The organism is Oscillibacter sp. 1-3, assembly GCF_000403435.2.
Classification (GTDB): Bacteria; Bacillota; Clostridia; order Oscillospirales; family Oscillospiraceae; genus Oscillibacter.
Genome location: NZ_KE159706.1, coordinates 8,506 through 9,610, shown reverse-complemented (window position 1 = coordinate 9,610; position 1,105 = coordinate 8,506). Strand labels below are relative to the sequence as shown.

Sequence of the window (1,105 nt, the reverse complement as noted above, 5' to 3'; positions counted from 1 at the left end):
CCCAAGTGCGGGCGATCATTCAAAAATGTGGACCAGAGCCACTACTGCGGGAAACCTCCGGCGACGATTGAGGAGTATATCGCCGCCCAGCCGGAAGAGGCGCAGGACTATCTGCGGCAGATCAACGCCGCCATCAAGGCCAGCATCCCGGAGACCAAGGAGAAAATCTCCTGGAGTATGCCCACCTACTGGAAGGGCCGCAACCTGATCCAGTTTGCGGCCTCCAAGCGGCACGTCGGCCTGTACCCCGGCCCGGAGGCCGTGGAGGCGTTTGCCGCCCAGCTGACGGAGTACAAGACCAGCAAGGGCACGATCCAACTCCTTTACAGCAAGCCGCTCCCGCTGGAGCTGATTGGGGAGATTGCGAAGTGGTGCGAGGAAAACAACTGAGGAGAGCTTAAACGTGGGTAAGCAAATCAATTATTGGCTGGGATACACAGATTTTTTGCAGATCGCACAGGCGGCATTAGATTGTGGTTGTGTTATTATCAAGCCCGTTTCTGAAAAACTGATTTATGGGCAGACGCTGGACATCGTTACAGAAAATCAGCATCGTTATTACTTCTACCTGCCAGAAGCGGGTGCATTGATGGAGCAGCAGATACCATTCCAAGACGGGAATTTGGTCGGCTATAGTGCCGCTGGCAATACGGTAATAGAAGCAGGTTTTTCCTTGGTTTATGACGAAGCGAAGAAAATAACTCGAAGCCGGTTGTTTGCAATTTCTGGATACTATGATGAAAGTAGGGAGTATATTCCCAGACCGGAGTGCCTGACGAAAACCTATAACAGATTAGCCCGTACAGTAAAAAAGGTAGCGCCATATACAGAATTAACCGATTATATTATCAGCACCCATGATAGCAGTTACCGGCAGGAAAAAGAGTGGAGGCATAAAGAATATGTTTCTCCCGCATACCTGGCGCTGAGAGCATCCCAGAAATATGAGTTAGTTTCCAGTCTTTAGCGTCTAATGCCTGCCCGCCTTCCATTGAGAGCGGGCAGGCATTTTCTGTGCTCTTAATTTTGCGGAAAATTTTTGTAGGATTTTGCCGTCTCCGGTGTATAGTAGGACATACGAACAAAAAGGAGGGAGTCATCGTGG

The 1,105-nt window shown here is 50.2% G+C and carries 2 protein-coding genes; both read left to right on the top strand.

The genetic code is table 11. The annotated features are described in order from the left end of the window. Positions 1-390: iron chaperone (locus C816_RS06400; protein WP_016324522.1), on the top strand; the 390-nt coding region annotated here is incomplete at its 5' end. Between the two features lie 13 nt (positions 391-403). Then, positions 404-967, top strand: coding sequence for a hypothetical protein (locus C816_RS06395; protein WP_016324048.1), 564 nt, complete (start codon positions 404-406; stop codon positions 965-967). Positions 968-1,105 lie beyond the last annotated feature (138 nt).